Here is a 15,490-nt window from a genome sequence, read left to right as displayed (position 1 = left end):
TCAGACATTGAGCCAGCCACGCCTCACAACCCCGGCCAAGCACTCCCCGCTACCCGAGGCGATCTGTACTTGCAGCCAGTCCTTACCATCTTCACCATGCCAGCGACGGAGCACATTCAAGGGGGTGCCAACAGCCAATCTTCGCAAGCTGGGAGCCACAGCCAAAGGGCTAACTCGCAATTCACAGCTTGTCCCAGCAAACAAAGGTCCTGAGCTATCAGAACGACGAATTTCTGGCTGCCGACGCTCACCCCCACCAGCCGGCAAGGCTGCAGGAGCTAGCAAGGCCACCCCTAAGACCCACCCCCAACGGAGCACAACACCCATCAGATATCTAAAGCTGCCATATCGAGCTCAGCGCTGTGCGTTTCAATGAACTCCCGGCGGGGAGCAACCTTGTCACCCATCAAAATTGTGAAGATACGATCAGCCTCTAATGCATCCTGAACCTCCACCCGCTTCATCATCCGGGCAGAAGGGTCCATGGTGGTCTCCCACAACTGCTTTGGCATCATTTCGCCGAGACCCTTAAAGCGCTGAATGGTGTAGTTGGCCTTCTCGGGGAAGCCTGAGAGTGTCGTCTGTAAATCAACCTCGTTGTAGCAATAGGTATGGTTCTTACCTCGCTCAACCTTATAAAGAGGAGGGCATGCAATATAGATATAACCACCTTCAACTAATTCTTTCTGGTAGCGGTAGAAAAATGTAAGTATCAGCGTACGAATATGAGCACCATCAACATCAGCATCAGTCATGATCACCACACGGTGATATCTAAGATTTTTTGAATCAAATTCTTCTCCCTTGATACCTAATCCAAGCGCAGTTATCAGCGCCTGGATCTCCGTATTTTTATATATTTTAGCATCATCTGTTTTCTCAATATTTAGGATCTTACCGCGCAAGGGAAGAATTGCTTGAAAGCGACGATCTCGGCCCTGCTTTGCAGAGCCACCAGCAGAGTCTCCCTCCACGATGTAAATCTCTGATTCCGAGGGGTCCCTAGAACTGCAATCAGCCAGTTTTCCTGGCAACGTAGAACTCTCAAGTACGCTTTTGCGGCGCACTAATTCTCGAGCACGACGTGCAGCTTCAGCTGCATTGAATGCCTGGATGGCCTTCTCAAGAATAAGATCAATCACCGCAGGATTAAATTCCAAGTACTGACTCAATGCTTCACCAACCAAGCTGTCGACAATGCCGCGGACTTCGGTATTACCCAACTTGGTTTTTGTCTGCCCTTCGAATTCTGGATCTGGGACCTTTACAGAAAGAACAGCCGTAAGTCCTTCACGAATATTTTCTCCAGCCAGATTAGAATCGGCTTCCTTGCGTTTGCCACGCTTACGGGCAAACGTATTGAGAGTACGGGTAAGAACTGTCTTCAACCCCTCAATATGAGTACCCCCATCTACAGTGCGAATATTATTGGCAAATCCGAGAATGCTGTCTGAATAAGCATCAACACACCATTGCAGTGCTGCTTCAACCTGCACATTATCCTTTTCGGAATTCACATAAATAATTTCGGGATGAAGAGCGTCCTTTTCCGCGTTCATATAGGTGACATATTCTTTGATACCGCCCTCATAAAAATAGACCTCCTCATGAGGAGCCCCTTCAGCATCTAAAACAGGCTGACGCTCATCGCGGAAAACAATCCGCACCCCACCATTGAGATAAGCCAGTTCACGCAAACGAGTAGACAGGGTGGCGTAATCGAAAACAATGCCAACAGTAAATATCTCTTCGTCCGGCTTAAAACAAACGCTCGTGCCAGTGCGCCCCTTCTCTGAAGCAGGCTGGGCTTCGGAACGAAGACTACCGATCGCGGTCCCACGTTCAAAGCGCTGACGGTGCACCTGTCCTTGACGTCGCACCGTCACTTCCACCCATTCACTCAGGGCATTGACGACAGATACCCCAACTCCGTGCAAGCCGCCAGAGACCTTGTAACCGCCACTGCCGAACTTGCCGCCAGCATGAAGCACGGTGAGCACCGTTTCCAAGGCACTCTTGCCTGTCCGGGAATGAACGTCGGTGGGAATGCCACGGCCGTTGTCAGATATTGATGCGGAACCATCTGGTCCAAGCACCACGAGAATCTCATCACAGTGCCCGGCCAAGGCCTCATCAACAGAGTTATCGACAACCTCAAAGACAAGATGATGCAACCCCCTTGGCCCAGTGGAGCCGATGTACATCCCCGGACGCTTCCTAACGGGCTCTAGCCCTTCCAGCACCTGAATTTGTTCGGCGCCATAGGCAGCCTGGACTTTGGAGTCTTCGCTCATTCAATAAATCCGCAGCCAGGAAGGGTTGTTCTAAGAGGCCTCATCGGCGAGAAACCTCGACCTGGCAAGCTCATTTTACCACTGGCTCACCACTGGCGCTTACAACGGTCACTGAAGCGTCATTGCTCAAAAGGGACGGACCTAAACGTTGCTGACATGACACCCATCACAGCTGCTCATGCCCGCCTCTAAGCCGCTTCTGATTGCGCTGCTAGGGCCCACAGCAAGCGGCAAAACATGCCTGGCCTTACAGCTGGCAGAACAGCTGAAGCTGAGCGTGCTCAATGTGGATTCCCGCCAGCTCTACATCGGCATGGACGTTGGCACCGCCAAGCCAACCAAAGAACAGCAGCGGCGTGTGCAGCATCACCTGATTGATCTTCGTCGCCCAGATCAACCAATCACCCTGCAGGAATTTCAGGCAGCCGCGCAACTGATCCTTGCGCAAAAGCTAAGGGAACAAAACATGCCATTTCTAGTTGGCGGCAGTGGTCTTTATCTCAAAGCTCTCACTTGTGGGCTGCGCCCACCCGCAGTGCCACCCCAGCCAGAACTCCGCAAGCAGTTAGGCGAGCTAGGCCAACGCACCTGCCACCACCTACTTCAAGCCGCCGATCCCACCGCTGCCAACCGAATTTCCCCTGCTGATGCCATGCGCACTCAAAGGGGTCTGGAAGTGGTTTATGCCACTGGCAAACCGATCACCACTCAACAAGGCTCAAGCCCACCCCCTTGGCGCGTGCTGGAACTAGGCCTCGACCCACACAACCTCCGCGAACGCATTGGCCATCGCACAACACAGCTCTATGCCAATGGTCTCATCGAAGAAACCGAACACTTGAGTCATTGCTACGACACCGATCTGCCCTTGCTGCAAACGATTGGCTATGGGGAAGCACTAAAGGTGATTCAAGGCCTCCTCAACCGTGAACAGGCCATCGCCCTGACCACACGTCGTACTCAACAGTTCGCCAAGCGTCAGCGCACATGGTTCCGCAGACAACATCACCCCTATTGGCTCAAAGGTGAGGAACCGCTGAGCGAAGCGCTATCACTGATTCAAGCGGGTCTAAGGTGAAGGGTGCAGACATAAAACCTTCTGGTCTCCTTGTCGTCTGCTCTATTCCCTTATCTCACTGAATGCCACCACGTCCTCGTTTTGACCGTCGCGCACCCGTCAGGGAGCTCCCCAACATTAATGACCGCATCAATTATCCCAAGTTGCGGGTCGTTGACGCAGACGGAACTCAGCTCGGGGTGATCAACAGGGAAGAAGCCCTTGATGTAGCAAAAGATAGGGAACTCGATCTGGTCCTTGTCAGCGAGAAAGCGGATCCACCCGTTTGCCGAATCATGGATTACGGCAAATTCAAGTTTGAGCAGGAGAAGAAAGCCAAGGAAGCCAAAAAGAAGTCGCATCAGACCGAAGTCAAAGAAGTAAAAATGCGCTACAAAATCGATCAGCACGACTACAACGTGCGCATCGGCCAAGCCGTGCGATTCCTCAAGGCTGGTGACAAAGTCAAATGCACCGTTATCTTCCGGGGTCGGGAAATTCAGCACACTGCCCTGGCTGAAACGCTGCTACGACGTATGGCAAAAGACCTGGAAGAACAGGCTGAAATTCAGCAAGCTCCTAAGCGTGAAGGTCGGAACATGATCATGTTCCTTACACCGCGCAAAACACCGCTGATCAAAACAGATAAGGAAAACCAAATTCCTACGCGTGCGGTTCGCACCATCACAGCCCCACCTCGAGCCACTGCTGCTGCCAAAACACAGCTCAACAAGGATCAATAAATCCCTAACTTCAGAGAAATCAAGCACCTGCTAGCCCTTGAGAGCAACCTGCTGAACCCCTAAGTGTGTTCTGGTCGATCAATTCAGAAGGGTCGACCCCTCTGAATTCCCTTAGCGACAACGCTTTTTCAAAAACCTGCTGTTTCCAGTACAAGCCTGGACAGCCCGCCTACACATCTCCCCAGGCAGAGATTTGACTGGACCAAAGAGATATTGCCACTATCGCTGCAGCCATTCAAAATATTCGACCTGAGAGCAGCAGGAAGGCGGGCAGTATGCAAATTCTCTAAATGAGCCCAACAAGAAACCACTGTCCAGCTGAGCCATTCCAGGGCCACAGCGAACTGTCACAGCATCACAGGACACACGCGCGATTGTCACGAAGGCCTCCTGCTCTTTAAGGTGGCCGCATTGCGACCTGGCCTACCGGCGTGCGATTCCATATTCAGCAGGAAAGCGACATTCCAGCTTCGACCCAGCTTTACAACCAGATTTGTTTCGCAATCGCCGCACGTCATTACCCACCTGGCCACAGACTGCCCAGCACTCGCCAGTTAGCCATGCAAACTGGCCTTCATCGCAACACGATCAGCAAGGTCTATCGACAGCTTGAAACAGATGGGGTCGTCGAAGCCATGGCTGGTTCCGGTATCTACGTGCGCGACCAGCAAAAGCCGCGTGAAATCAAAACCCCTCCCCATTTTCGCAATCGGGGCACCCCTGACCTTGACCAGGAAGTGCGCAAGTGCGTCGATGGTCTGCTCAATGCTGGTTGCACTCTGCAGCAGACGAGAGAGATGCTAACTCGAGAAATTGACTGGCGACTTCGCTGCGGGGCAAGAGTGTTGGTAAGCACTCCGAGAGAGGATATTGGCGCCTCCATGCTCATTGCAGAAGAGCTGGAACCCCACCTTGATGTTCCAGTTGAGGTGGTACCGATGGAGGAGCTGGAAAGCATTCTTGAAAGCTCAAGCAACGGCACCGTGGTGACCAGCCGCTATTTTCTGCAACCGCTAGAAGAGCTAGCCAAACGCCACGGTGTTCGGGCAGTCGCAGTAGATCTAAATGACTTCCGCCAAGAGCTCGCCATGCTGAAGGAGTTGCGACCCGGCAGCTGCGTGGGGCTGGTAAGCATTAGCCCAGGGATCCTAAGAGCTGCCGAAGTGATCCTGCACAGCATGCGCGGCAATGAACTCCTGCTCATGACAGCTACACCGGATGTAGGCAGCCGCCTACTAGCCCTGCTACGAGCTGCCAGCCACGTGCTCTGCGATCGCCCCAGCCTGCCCCTCGTCGAGCAAAGCCTGCGCCAAAACCGTTCCCAATTGATACGAATGCCCCAACTTCACTGCGCCGACAGCTATCTCAGCACTGATACGATTGATCAGTTACGCAAGGAAATTGGCCTATTGGCTACTTGATTAAGAGCAAAACAATCAACAGTTAGATCTGAAGCAATTGCTTTGAACAGAAAAAGAACTTATCTCATTCAACCACTTTTATCGATTTTAAGCCGCTTCCAAGGCTGTACTGCCTGCAACTAGATTGGGCAGGGAATCTCATGAAGCCATTCAGCAGGCTGTTGACAGGGTCGGCCGACCAAAAACACAATCGAGGTGTTAGCAGTTTGAATCGATGCTGAATAATCTCCGCGCAGACTTTGCGATCATCCGTGAGCGTGATCCAGCGGCCAGAGGCCTCGTTGAGATCCTGCTTTGCTATCCAGGGGTTCACGCGCTGATGATGCATCGGCTCAGCCATCGAATCTGGTCGACCAGATTGCCGCTGATCCCAATGAAATTGCTAGCTCGCCTCATCAGCCACTTCAGCAGAAGTCTTACTGGAGTGGAGATCCACCCAGGAGCGAAAATTGGCAATGGTGTTTTCATTGACCACGGAATGGGCGTGGTGATCGGCGAAACAGCGGAGGTAGGTGATCGTTGCCTGCTTTATCAGGGGGTAACTCTGGGTGGCACAGGCAAAGATCACGGCAAGCGCCACCCCACGCTGGCAAGCAACGTAGTAGTAGGGGCCGGAGCCAAAGTACTTGGAGCACTTCACATAGGCAGCAACACTCGGATTGGTGCGGGATCAGTTGTGGTAAGTGACGTGGAAGCCAACTCCACGGTTGTGGGCATTCCAGGTCGAGTAATACATCAGAGTGGCGCGCGAATAGAGCCTCTTGCACATTCAGCTCTACCAGATGCAGAAGCCAATGTGATAAGAAATCTCATGGGAAGGATTGATCTGCTAGAAGCCAATATGGAAACAATGCGCAGAAAAATGCAAGCAATAAAAGACGGAAACTCTTACAATGAAGAGCTATTTGGCGAATCGCAGAATCTCAAGGATAAGGAGATTATAGAATATATAGGGGACAAAAAAATATAAAATATTTTAGCAGAGGCGAGGCATGCGAGTGGAGTGGCTAACATATAATCAAAAACATTGGCAATCACTATTCAAAATGAAAATTCTCAACGAAGTAGATAAGGGAAGCTAAAAACACAGTTCTAACTTGCCTAGACCTAGGTAACACATAAGAAATAATATATAGCACTCCAAAGACAGGCTGAAATAGACATCTTAGAGGGGTAAGAAATTATTTTCGAGAGACCTGGCCCTCCAAAATATTTCATTTGATGTTCCAAAGGAGAAAATCTTGGGATTTTAGTAAGGACTGGAGAAGGGAAAAGCACTTAATTACAATTAATCTGCGGGACGCTTCCTCCTAATGAGGAAATGGAAATAATGCTGCGCTACTTGCACAAGGCTAGGCAGCGGATTCAATTCTGAATTTAGAGGCTGAGATAGCGTTTACCTTGATGCTTCACTACTAGGCCTCAATAAAGAAGAAACAGATAATAAATGAGATAATATTTTGCCATTTGCGGATATAGAGAATTTCATACATCAACCAGTAAAATCTTACTCTATGGCAAGCGTATATAGGCTTATTAAAATCAGCAGGTCCTAAAATAGCCACTATAAAAATAATGTTAAAAGCATAACCTGAGACATAGGCAATAGATAGAGAATCGGATCAGAGGGGAGGCGAAAAGCTTGAATCTGCTAATTTTAGGAACGCAGTGATTGCTTATCATTCTCAAAGGTTATCGCACGTTGCAATTGGCAGAGTAAAAAGGCGTATATATAAACCAATTGATCGAAGCATGCCATGCTTACAAGGCCAGCGAGAAAATGGAACTTTTAGTAGAGCCTGACATCTTTTAGCTCTCTCGATTGTCAAAAGATTCAAAAAGGTATCACTATTCAGGGAATAACATTTTTGAAATGTCTGATACTGGCGTAAAACTGAGTAAAGAGGTATCTCAGAAGAATTCATATGGGCAAATTTCCAGACATTATTTAACCAGTAATTAACACCAAGTCCTTGAGACCCTATAAAATTAGGGCCATGCTGACGATAAAGCACTAGAGATTCATCTAGAAAGCTAATATAACCAAAGGAACTTGCTACTAGGGCTAACCACCAATCATGCATCATTGCGGTAGAAGGAATTGGTAATGCAATTTGCAGCAAGCATCGATTAAAGAGAGAAGGGCAACCTGTAACAACATTAGTCAAAGCAAGGTCTTTAAAGCAAATTCGCTTAGGGTTAAGGTGCTGACGTTGCAAAAAACTACTTTGCAAGTGAGCACTGTATTGATCGACCACATCCAAGACACAATGCACTAAGAGTGGGGTTGAAGAAGTGTAAATATTTTCCAAGTATTGGATTTGAGCAAAAAAATTTTTTCAAGCTTATGTGGCAACCAAATATCATCTTGATAAGAAAGTGCTATGTAAGAAGCAGAAGGCGATTCCAGTAGCTTGTTGATATTCCCTACACATCCTAAATTCTCATCAGATGGAAATCTTTGAAGCCAATTCCCATATTTATCTTGAAATGAATTTATGAGTTAAATTGTGGAGTCTGCTGAGTAATCAGCACGCAACAAAACTCGTATAGGCCTTAAGGTTTGATTGTAAATAGAATTGAGCTGAGCCTCCAAAAATTGTTCGCCATTATAAGTAGATAAAATTACTTCTATATCCTGGCTTCTTAACATAGAGAACATCCTCATTTTTGGAAATACCTCCATATACTGACTACATTTACACAGATCAGATAAAAGCTTGAGTAATTACCCAGACCCCACCCATGAATAATGGATTCTACGGGTAAATGAACGCACAATCAGTACTGGGCAAGGCTTCGGGTAATGTCAGCATCTTCCAAATAAATGGAATAGCGTTCATCAAATCCTCCAAGCATCTAGAACGCATCAATACTTATGACCATACAACAACCACTTAGGTAAGGCACCTCAAACATCTGATGATAATTTATATCAGTCATTACATACCAAAGATCACAACATTTTAACCAATCAGGCTTAATCTATTCGGAAAGAAAACGATGAGTTAATAAAGTAAGTACAGTTGAATTATTTTTACATAGTTTATGATGATTGCCAGATTCATCGAAAATCTGAGGGCATGCGAGGCTTGCCTCAGGATGAATTTGAAGCGAAGCGATCAACTTTTCTAATGTTCCCAGATACCAGCCAAGATCTGTATGCAGTATTCCTACATAAAAAAAATAAACTTCAATTTATTCAGTAGGTGATTTACAGCTAGGTCATACCCGAGACTATCTAATCGAGTGCAGAAATAATCTGATTTATCTGCCAAAAGGTCAACAGACTCAGCATGAGAATAATCTTTTACTGCAACAGTATAGCCTATATTTAAAGGCAGGAAAGAGAGAAGAATGACCGGAGACCATCGACCACTAACTGAGAAGTATGATAAGCAGAAACTAGCAATAGAAGTTCTCTTTTTACTAAGCATTGGCATCATTAGAGAGCCGGGGAAGGCCGATTCTCTGACCAAGATAGTCAGACTTAGAGCTAACTTTTTGGCACCAATCAAGATTGTCTAAGTACCAAGCCACAGTTGCTTCTAGGCCCTCCTCAAAACTATGTCGAGGTTTCCAACCCAGATCATTTGTAATCTTCTTTGCATCAATAGCATACCGACGGTCATGGCCAGGACGGTCACTAACTCTGGTAATCAAACGCGTATGAGGTGCACCGTAGGGGCGAAGACTATCCATCAAGTTGCAGATAGTCTCCAAAACATCACGATTCGTACGCTCGCTAGGAGAACCATGATCACCAGCACCTCCAACGCAATAACTCTCACCTAACCCACCTCGAGTAGCCGCAAGTAGTAATGCCTCGACATGATCTTCGACATATAACCAATCCCTTATATTCGTGCCATCTCCATACAAGGGAATAGGCTCACCCGCCACGGCCTTGAGTATGGCAATAGGAATCAATTTTTCTGGAAATTGCCAGGGACCGTAGTTATTGGAACAATTCGTAAGTACCACAGGAAGTCCATAGGTGTGATGCCAAGCAGATACCAGATGATCGCTAGCTGCCTTACTCGCGGAATAAGGCGAACGAGGGTCATACGGAGTAATTTCCGAAAACCGCCCAATAGGACCAAGAGAGCCAAACACCTCATCGGTACTGATGTGATGAAAACGAAAGTGCTGATGCCTTTCCTCGGGCAATTTCTCCCAATGAGAGAGAACTGCCTGAAGAAGATTGAAAGTGCCATTCACATTGCTTTCGATAAAAGCTTTAGGTCCATCAATTGATCGATCTACGTGGCTTTCAGCAGCCAAGTGCATCACCAAATCTGGATCAGCGGTTACTACAGCAGCAGAAGTGGCAGCAGAATCTGCGAGATCAACGTGGAGATGTTTATACCGATCATTCTGTCGAATACTTGTTAAGTCACTTGCATAGCCAAGTTTATCAAGGTTAAACACATTCGCCTGGCTTCCCTCAAGAAGGCGACGAACAACAGCCCCACCTATAAATCCAGCACCTCCTGTAATCAAAACACGATGTACTCTTTCCGGCAGAAGCGGAGCAGACATAAGAATCTCCAATTAAAGCAACTATAGACCGCAGCGAACAAGCGATATGCTCACGACAAGTTGTAATCGCATAAAGCCATATTAAAATTGCCAATTTCTATAAATCCAAGGATTCCTGAACATAAAAAAAGAAAAAATGAGAGCATGGACAGCAAGCCCTATCATATATATACTCAATAAAAGCAAGTTGTATTATCTCTAGCATTGACGAATAAATCTAGTGCCTCTTATGGCTGATATTTGCGAAATCAAATATTTAAGAAGCCATCACCTTGAAGTGTTTAAAATATTTCAGTCAACGAGTACAAAAATCAAGCTAATAGCCCAAGCCAATATCCATTCGTGTCAAGAATGAGATCTGTCCTGTTCGCGAAATTCACAGAAGCTTGACGGGGTGGAGAGAAATCGATTAACATAAAGGAAGCTGAAAAAAAATATTACATTTATTGTTGTGCTCCGCAGAGCCGTTATTGCTTACAATTTCTGCAATTAGTTGAAAACTCTATTTTAAATGACCATTATGACGCACACTTATAATAAAAGCTTTAGCTGATCGAGCAATTCAAGGAATTTTTGCACATAATTCATTGAAGCAAATGCAAAATCTGGGCAAACAAAGAAATAAACAGCTCCTGGCTTTAGCTGAGGTTCTATCCGATTGACGCATAGGGCCTTTCCCAAGCTCGACTTAAAACTGACAAAGCATAGTTCTCTCCAATGTAATACATGGATCACCAAATAGGTGAATCACACTAATGGGGAAAGCCCTCAATGTTGCAGTATATTAGCTGTTCAATTCATACAGTTTTGTAGTGCAAGAGGATTTTGAGAATCAATAAAAAATTGAAGAGACCCTTTCTGTTCAAAGTAATGTTGACCGATATCGACTGAAATCAGATAATAATCAATCTAAGGACTCTAACTCTAAATAAATTTGGAGAGTATTTGATATCTCTCCCAAACAAAAGATATCCCTCTTTGCCCAAGCTACTTCGAAGCTTTTCCTTCGATGAAGTATAAATAAATGGACAGGAGCATCAAGAATAACTTTATCATGTCAATCTCCATACTTCTCTCACTTTTGCCTGTCGACATACAACAATATCGCCAATCAAAATTCTGCATCAAAGCAAGTTCTCGATTTTGAGTGTGACTACACTAGGTCTACTCTCTTGTTCGATTATTATACAGATTTCACTAATTTATATGGTTCGATGACCCTTAGGCTCAATCAATCAAAGAATATTCAGCGAATAGTCTTGCTTACAATTAGCTGCTTTCCAATTTTCACCCTTCAAGCTTACAAACAAAAGGCAGGTTTGACGTAACTCATGCATTCCCTGTGTTTACTCGCTTATTTAGCGTAAACACCAAAGAGTTCAATGCCTAAATATATTTGCAATGATTTAAGTTTTGATGGGATTATTCTTTCTACCAAGCAAAATCAAACAAAACCGCCAACACAAGAACTGCTCTAGGGCTAACTCTCTACATCAGCAATCACCTGTTCCAATGCAACTCGCCAATGGCATGCGTGCAAGCCAAGAAGTTGACGAGTCTCTGAGCAGTCAAGAAGGGAGTAGCTGGGACGCTGGGCGGGCGTGGGGTATTCCGCCGTGATTATCGGGTTCACGACGGCTGCCCGCTGCAACAAGCCCTTGGCAACGCCCAATTCACCAATAGCCACTGCGAAGTCATACCAAGATGCCGCTCCAGCATCACACCAGTGCAATACTGGCGGAAGATACGGCTGTTGAGGTTCTTTCATCAACGCCCAACATGCAGTGGCTAGTGTAATTGTGCTTGTGGGGCAACCCACTTGATCGACAACCACATTCAGCTGTTCACGTTCGCGATGCAACCTCAGCATGGTGAGCAAAAAATTCCTACCCACAGGGCCATAAACCCAGCTGGTGCGCAAAGTTACCGCTCGTCCTTGCGCACCGAGAATTTGTTCCACTGCCTCTTCCCCGGCGGCTTTAGTCGCGCCATAGACCCCCAAAGGATCTCGAGGCTGATTAGGACGGTAAGGGTGCCCTTGAGCGCCGTTAAACACAAAATCCGTACTTACCTGCAACATCCGCCCGCCCGTCTCCAATAAACCTTCCGCCAAAGCACGCGGTGCACTTGCATTAACAGCTAATGCCAGATCGGGCTCCTGCTCCGCATGATCGACTGCGGTGTAAGCCCCTGCATTGAGAACCCAGTCAGGACGGTGCTGGAACACTGCTGCCCGACATGCCTGAGCATCGGCCAAATCCAAGGGCTGCAACAAACCATCACCCATTCGACTGGTGGAGACCAACTCAACAGACGACGGACAGGACGCTTGCAAGGCCTGACCAAGCTGACCGGCAGCACCGGTGAGCAAGACCTTGATCGTCATGCGAACAGGTCCCCAGCCGCATCTGCAGCGGCCAAAAGCGGTGCCTTGGCGTCTTTCTCAGCAAGAAGCGGTTGTGCTCCACCAAGACGCTCCAAGGGCCAAGCAATCGCCAACTCAGGATCATCCCAGCGAAGACTGCGTTCACAGTCACGATTCCAGAAACCGCTGGCTTTATAAAGCACTTCAGCCTGATCACTGAGGGTCAGGAAGCCGTGTGCGAAACCAACAGGGACCCAGAGTTGCTTATGATTCTCGGCTGTCAGCTCTACAGCAACGCACTGCCCAAAAGTGGAGGAACCGCGGCGGAGATCCACCGACACATCAAAAATTGCGCCGACGGTGCATCGCACCAATTTCCCTTGGGGTTCTGGCTGCAATTGGTAATGCAAACCACGCAACACACCCAAACTGGAGCGGGAATGGTTGTCCTGCCTGAAGACCACCGCACTGGCGGCTTGTTCGTTCCATCCCCCCTCGATCAGAGCCTGCTGAAAACTACGTTCATTCCAACTTTCAAAAAAGAAGCCACGGTCATCATTAAAAACACTTGGAGTGAGGAGTAATGGCAGGTCCATTAGGTCACCCCGATTCGAGTCCAGCCGTTCAACCTGCATCTGCCACCTCCACAGTGCGTTGCAAAGCGCCATGGTCAGACACCGACTCCTCAACAAGCTGCATTAAGTAATGGCCATAGCCGCTTTTGCGCAATGGCATCGAAAGCTGTTCCAGCTCTTGAAGATTGATCCAGCCCTGACGCCAGGCAACCTCTTCAGGGCAACCGACCTTCAACCCTTGACGATGCTCAAGGGTTCGAATGTAGCTGCAAGCATCATGAAGGGAATCACAGGTCCCTGTATCGAGCCAAGCCATCCCGCGACCCATCTGCTGGACACGCAGCAGACCCTCCTCAAGGTACATCCGATTGACATCGGTTATCTCTAGCTCACCACGATGCGAAGGCTGAACCTGATGCGCCTTCGCTACCACGGAGGCGTCATAGAAATAAAGCCCCGTGACGGCATAGCGGCTCTTCGGCTGTGTTGGCTTCTCCTCCAAGCTGAGAACCCTCCCACTGGCATCAAATTCAGCCACTCCATAGCGCTCCGGATCACGCACCGGATAAACGAAGACCGTGGCCCCAGACCCCTGACGATTGCAGGCCTGCAACTGGGGGACCAATTCGTGGCCGTGAAACAGGTTGTCTCCGAGCACCAGAGCAGCCGGTGCCCCATCAAGAAAATCAGCACCGATGAGAAAAGCCTGGGCAAGCCCATCGGGACTGGGCTGCACGGCATACTGAATGCTCATCCCCCATTGGGACCCATCGCCTAGAAGGCGGTCAAAAGCTGCCTGATCTTGGGGAGTCGTGATGATCAACACCTCACGGATACCCGCCAGCATCAGCGTGCTTAGCGGGTAGTAAATCATCGGCTTGTCATAAACAGGCAACAATTGCTTACTCACTGCCTGCGTGATCGGATTCAGACGGGTACCGCTGCCACCGGCAAGAATGATTCCTTTACGAGCCACAAATGAAATAATTGATGTTAAAAGAAGCCTCGCATGAAAACCATTTCAGGCGCTGGGTGGCTGCTAAGCCGCCGGAGAGGCAGGCTGGAACATGAACATCGAGTCAATAACATTCCTGCGCATATTCGTTATCATTTCAAGAAACAAAGGGGGACGCCTACCGATCCATTACGCATCCCTGCGGGCATGGTAGTCGTTAACAGTGACCAGTTGAACGCCGCTGCATATAACCATTCACTAACTGGTTAATGACCCAACAAGGGTCTTACTGTCACGAGTCTTCATCTAGGCTATCTACCTGTAATGCAGCACCATGCCGCCAATCTGCTGAACATCGAAGAGACGGATAACACGCACACGGTTGCAAGCCTCGCTGACTACTAGACAAGCATGCGGCAAAACTCATCAAGGGTGTAGATCTACTGTAAAGACTGACGGGGTGAGCAAGTCACACCGTAAAGGTGAAAGTATTTTCATGCAGGTTCTCGACGGTGAGGGGTGGGATGTCATCCTCCAGTAGATTAATGTTTAAGACAATAAGCTGGTAGCAGTTTAGCTTGTAGGCTTTAAGGTCACCCAGCAGTGGCTTGAGCATAAAAATTTAATTTTCTTGCACAAAAGAAGCAATGTAAAGAAAGAGGCTCAAGGAGCTTGGGAGAATACAGATGAAAGTAGGAACGAAGCACGTTCGGACTAATATTGGGCTAATTCAGAGCCCATGAACCAGCTATGCACGAAAGCTCAATGAAGCGGATGGAGTGGTTCATACAAACATACTTAGATGGAACAACAAATAGGAATATTCTTGATGTCGGAAGCTACAACGTGAACGGATGCTACAAAAGTCTGTTTCAACACGAAAGATTCAAATATGTGGGTCTGGACATGGAGGCTGGACCAAATGTAGACATCGTGCCTGATTGCACATATCAGTGGAATGAAATAAAAGACGATCAATTCGATGTTGTCATTTCGGGACAAGCATTAGAACATATAGAATTCTTCTGGGTAACCATGGCTGAAATAGTAAGGGTTACAAAAAAGGGAGGATTCATATGTATAATTGCACCAAATGGCTTTGGAGAGCATCGGTATCCAGTAGATTGTTGGAGGTTTTTTACTGATGGCATGGTTGCTCTTGCCAGGTACAATCAACTCGAAGTTCATCACTCTCATACTAATTCCGCACCTACAATTAAGGAAGCTGAATGGTTTAGCGCCGACTGTGCCGATTCGATGCTTGTAGCAAGAAAGCCTTATAGTGGCGAAGCGAAGCCAGTGAATTTGGAAAACTATAAGTGCAGACCAAGTGATCACACAGAGCTAAGCAACGGCATGGCTACATATGGCGAATACCTTGAGAGCAAAAGAAAAGATCAAACATTGGATGAAACAAAAGACAGATCAAGTCAAAAAAGATCGAATCTCAAAAAAGGGAATATGAGTAACAGGCGAAGCAAACTAATAGAATTCATTACTGGGGCTATAAAAGCAGGAAAACGAAACTAATTAACAAT

General features: G+C 47.5%; 12 protein-coding genes. 5 read left to right on the top strand and 7 right to left on the bottom strand.

Annotated features, from left to right (window positions below):
- On the bottom strand, nt 1–327 hold the full coding sequence (locus AKG35_RS00610; protein WP_011129501.1) for a hypothetical protein: 327 nt from the start codon (nt 325–327) through the stop codon (nt 1–3).
- On the bottom strand, nt 327–2,294 hold the full coding sequence (gene gyrB / locus AKG35_RS00605; protein WP_011129500.1) for a DNA topoisomerase (ATP-hydrolyzing) subunit B: 1,968 nt from the start codon (nt 2,292–2,294) through the stop codon (nt 327–329). Before gyrB ends, AKG35_RS00610 begins: the two co-directional genes overlap by 1 nt.
- 178 nt (nt 2,295–2,472) lie before the next feature.
- On the opposite strand from gyrB, the gene miaA reads away from it, so the two are divergent.
- The 4 genes from miaA to cysE all read left to right on the top strand — a co-directional run bounded on the left by miaA (nt 2,473) and on the right by cysE (nt 6,485).
- A complete protein-coding gene (gene miaA / locus AKG35_RS00600) occupies nt 2,473–3,372 on the top strand; it encodes a tRNA (adenosine(37)-N6)-dimethylallyltransferase MiaA (protein ID WP_011129499.1) in 900 nt (299 codons plus the stop codon).
- A gap of 62 nt (nt 3,373–3,434) precedes the next feature.
- Entirely contained in the window at nt 3,435–4,094 is a 660-nt protein-coding gene (gene infC, locus AKG35_RS00595; protein WP_011129498.1) for a translation initiation factor IF-3, read from the top strand.
- A 431-nt stretch (nt 4,095–4,525) separates the two neighbouring features.
- Nucleotides 4,526–5,515, top strand: coding sequence for a GntR family transcriptional regulator (locus AKG35_RS00590; protein ID WP_011129497.1), 990 nt, complete (start codon nt 4,526–4,528; stop codon nt 5,513–5,515).
- Between the two features lie 214 nt (nt 5,516–5,729).
- Nucleotides 5,730–6,485, top strand: a complete 756-nt coding sequence (cysE, locus tag AKG35_RS00585) for a serine O-acetyltransferase (protein WP_011129496.1) — start codon at nt 5,730–5,732, stop codon at nt 6,483–6,485.
- 715 nt (nt 6,486–7,200) lie between these two features.
- Here cysE and AKG35_RS12630 read toward each other — a convergent pair.
- From AKG35_RS12630 to rfbA, 5 genes are all read right to left on the bottom strand, one after another.
- Entirely contained in the window at nt 7,201–7,779 is a 579-nt protein-coding gene (locus tag AKG35_RS12630; RefSeq protein ID WP_157859761.1) for a hypothetical protein, read from the bottom strand.
- Nucleotides 7,780–8,944: 1,165 nt separating this feature from the next.
- Entirely contained in the window at nt 8,945–10,057 is a 1,113-nt protein-coding gene (gene rfbB / locus AKG35_RS00580; RefSeq protein ID WP_011129494.1) for a dTDP-glucose 4,6-dehydratase, read from the bottom strand.
- Between the two features lie 1,480 nt (nt 10,058–11,537).
- Entirely contained in the window at nt 11,538–12,443 is a 906-nt protein-coding gene (gene rfbD, locus AKG35_RS00575; RefSeq protein WP_011129493.1) for a dTDP-4-dehydrorhamnose reductase, read from the bottom strand.
- The gene (rfbC, locus tag AKG35_RS00570; RefSeq protein ID WP_011129492.1) at nt 12,440–13,057 is read right to left on the bottom strand and encodes a dTDP-4-dehydrorhamnose 3,5-epimerase; all 618 of its coding nucleotides are present in this window, start codon (nt 13,055–13,057) and stop codon (nt 12,440–12,442) included. Before rfbC ends, rfbD begins: the two co-directional genes overlap by 4 nt.
- Nucleotides 13,047–13,973 (bottom strand): glucose-1-phosphate thymidylyltransferase RfbA, encoded by a 927-nt coding sequence (rfbA, locus tag AKG35_RS00565; protein WP_011129491.1) that lies wholly within the window; start codon nt 13,971–13,973, stop codon nt 13,047–13,049. The genes rfbC and rfbA overlap by 11 nt, the downstream gene beginning before the upstream one ends.
- A gap of 753 nt (nt 13,974–14,726) precedes the next feature.
- On the opposite strand from rfbA, the gene AKG35_RS00560 reads away from it, so the two are divergent.
- Nucleotides 14,727–15,482, top strand: a complete 756-nt coding sequence (locus tag AKG35_RS00560; RefSeq protein WP_162009605.1) for a methyltransferase domain-containing protein — start codon at nt 14,727–14,729, stop codon at nt 15,480–15,482.
- The last annotated feature ends 8 nt before the right edge of the window (nt 15,483–15,490 follow it).

The organism is Prochlorococcus marinus str. MIT 9313 (genome assembly GCF_000011485.1).
GTDB classification, from domain to species: domain Bacteria; phylum Cyanobacteriota; class Cyanobacteriia; order PCC-6307; family Cyanobiaceae; genus Prochlorococcus; species Prochlorococcus marinus_D.
Note: the sequence above shows the minus strand (reverse complement) of the source record. Positions and strands in the feature narration are given on the sequence as shown.